General features: G+C 36.6%; 4 protein-coding genes. 1 reads left to right on the plus strand and 3 read right to left on the minus strand.

What is annotated here, in order from left to right; all coding sequences use genetic code 11:
- Nucleotides 1-100: 100 nt before the first annotated feature.
- A complete protein-coding gene (locus tag G6042_RS00885; protein ID WP_169522384.1) occupies nucleotides 101-481 on the minus strand; it encodes a DUF5675 family protein in 381 nt (126 codons plus the stop codon).
- Between the two features lie 39 nt (nucleotides 482-520).
- The gene (locus G6042_RS00890; RefSeq protein ID WP_169522385.1) at nucleotides 521-1,276 is read right to left on the minus strand and encodes a hypothetical protein; all 756 of its coding nucleotides are present in this window, start codon (nucleotides 1,274-1,276) and stop codon (nucleotides 521-523) included.
- Nucleotides 1,277-1,552: 276 nt separating this feature from the next.
- Between G6042_RS00890 and G6042_RS00895 the strand changes: the two genes are divergently transcribed.
- Nucleotides 1,553-1,756 carry a hypothetical protein gene (locus G6042_RS00895; RefSeq protein WP_169522386.1) on the plus strand — a complete coding sequence of 68 codons (204 nt, stop codon included), beginning with the start codon at nucleotides 1,553-1,555 and terminating at the stop codon, nucleotides 1,754-1,756.
- Between the two features lie 871 nt (nucleotides 1,757-2,627).
- Here G6042_RS00895 and G6042_RS00900 read toward each other — a convergent pair.
- Nucleotides 2,628-2,748 (minus strand): T9SS type B sorting domain-containing protein (locus G6042_RS00900; RefSeq protein ID WP_169522387.1); only part of this gene is annotated, 121 nt, incomplete at its 5' end.

Raw genomic sequence — 2,748 nt, forward strand, 5'->3', positions numbered from 1 at the left:
ATGACTAATTTACCCTAAAATTTAGGTGGTCAATTTGGACTGGAATTGGGTGGTCAGTTTGCACCGAAATTGGTGGTCAATTTAGACTGGAAAGTGGTGGTCAATTTGACCGTTTTTTCCAATCTATGGCGGCATACACATGTTGTTGCAACAAGTTGAAAGCCTTTTTAGACAATATCCCTTTTCCGGGAGCCGAAAGCTTCAATACGGGAGCGATGCAACCTTGCAATTCACGTTGGGCATCATTAGCAGGATGAAACAAAATATAAGTTCTATTGGGAACATCACAAACTTCAAGATGCCAACCATACTTCTGGCTGTACCGCTTCTTGATAAAATACTTCCCTTCAGGTATACACGAAATCCGGGCTTGGTTTTCTTTCCAAGGCAACTCAATGGTGTAACAAACCAATTGAGCATCAATCTGCAACATTCCGTTAGTACCATCAGGGAAGTAAGTTCTAGTTAAGAATAAAATCACAATTCTAATTTCTAAATTCTGACTTCTAAATTCCAACTACTAAACACCGCTAACAGCGACCAAGGACAACGGATTATAAGCACCATTTTTCAACGGATACATTTGTCCATTCACCTCTTGGTAGAATTCAATCCCCAAGGCTAAAAACAATGGTTTAATACTCGCAGCGGTAACAGCATTTGTTTGAGAGATAACGGCAGTAGCAGTAGCATTCCAAGGTAGGATAGCCGTTTCTGAACTGGCAACGATATACGTTCCCGCTTCAAAATCAATCTCAGCACCACCCGAAATCACCTTAAAATGCGTAGTTCCTGTAGGTGCAGCCACCATTTGTATTGGAACAAAACTAGCCAAGTCAATGCTAATCTCGCCACTAACACGGTCGATTGTTGCGGTATAAGGAGCAAACAAACTGTTACTCAACTTCCCATTGATATTAAACTCAAAACCCGTTAAGAGTTCTGTTTCACCATCAATAACATTACGCAAACCTCTTTCGCTAACAGCATCCGCCTGAATAACCTTCATCATCGACTGAGTTAATCGGCTAACCATTCTACTGTCGGAAGAATTCAACAATAATGGTCTAAAAGCTAGGCGCAATACCTTTCCGGCTTTGCCTGCCCTACCAAATTCCGAACCGTTTTCACGAGTACGTTGAAAAGCAGGATCAGTCGCAATACGAGAAGCTTCAACACCGCTTTTCTCTTTAACCAAATAACCATCTTTGGTTTTATAAAAAGTAATATCTCCGATAGTACCTTTTAGTTTAATAATGCCCTTCTGTCTGGCCATAATTATAAAATTTAAGTGAATAAAAAAGAATGTTTGAGGTACACTCATTCAAACCCTATAATTCCTAATCGTGATGCATCTAATTCCGAATTATGAAGCAAAGATTAGCCACTTTGTTGAGCCAAAAAAAAGAGTGTGACCAAGAAGGACCAATAAGGACTAAAGAGTACTTTTTTATCCCATCAAAAAAAGTAAAAAGTAAAAAAAATTGTATATATTTGAATGACAACTAAAGCTATACCAATAGGATAGCCTAGTGAAAAGAGAAAAAAGTATATGAAACCAGAAGTAAAAAGAGTTTGCATATACCCTAAAGACGTTCAAAGAATTACAGGAAGAAGTTATCGATACGCTCGATTACTCCTAATTGAAGTAAAAAAACACTATCAAAAAGAGCCACACCAACTCGTGGCAGTTGAAGAGTTTTGTCACTACACAGGACTTCAATTAGAACATGTAATCCCTTTGATACAAGGGTAACCCTATCCTCCACCAATATAGGAACCCAACAACCAAAACCCACCAAAACCAGTACAACAACCCATCCACAAAGAAGTACATAAATCAACCTCTCCTGTCATCTAATACAATAACAAAATAAAAAAAACATATTAGAAAACTTCTCACCTCTACTACAAAAGCTTCAGAAACTCAAGAAAAAAATCAGTAACAATCAGTATAATCCGTGGCTAAAACCACGAGCAAAGCAAAACCTTAAATGTCCTTAAACTTCTTACATAGTAAAAGACTAGCAAAGCAATCACAATTTGTGAAAATTTGTGTAACTTGTAGCAAACCCCCTTAAAGCAAAGCAAACAATCTTAAATGCCCTTAAACTCCTAAATGGTTTAAAAAAAAAAATGAACAAAGCGAACATAATTGGTATAATCCTTCACAAAAAAACGTTGCGTCTTTAAGCCTTTGCGCCTTCGCGAGAAAAAACCATGAGCAAAGCGAATTTAATTTGTGAAATTTGTGTTTAAAAAACCCACAAGCAAAGCGACCAATCTAAACTACCCTTAACTCTCTAAATGGTTAAAAAAACAAACAAAGCAAATAAATCCGTTTCATCCGTAAAATCCGTGGCTAAAACTAAGAGCAAAGCAAGAAAATAAACAAAAACATAAAATCAATAAGTTGCATAATTGTAATAGGATTTATTTATCTGTATAATTATTTCAAAACATATCAATCTCCCAACTCCCAACTGCTACATAGCTAAAGTATACCTTCGCCCTACTTACTGTATGAAGAATGTATGAAAACACAAGGTTCATAAAAGTAATTTAAATAACACTTAATCCCATAAAAAAAACCACTCAATTGAGTGGTTTTTTTGTTGTTTGTTATCTTATCTTTTCAATGAGAAATGGGCTTTAAATTCTTTCATAACACCTGCTTCAGGATATTCTACCTTGAACCAGTAATCGGTTGATGGCATTAACTGTCCGTTGAACGTTCCGTCCCAACCG

It is taken from the genome of Flavobacterium solisilvae (assembly GCF_012911605.1).
GTDB classification, from domain to species: Bacteria; Bacteroidota; Bacteroidia; order Flavobacteriales; family Flavobacteriaceae; genus Flavobacterium; species Flavobacterium solisilvae.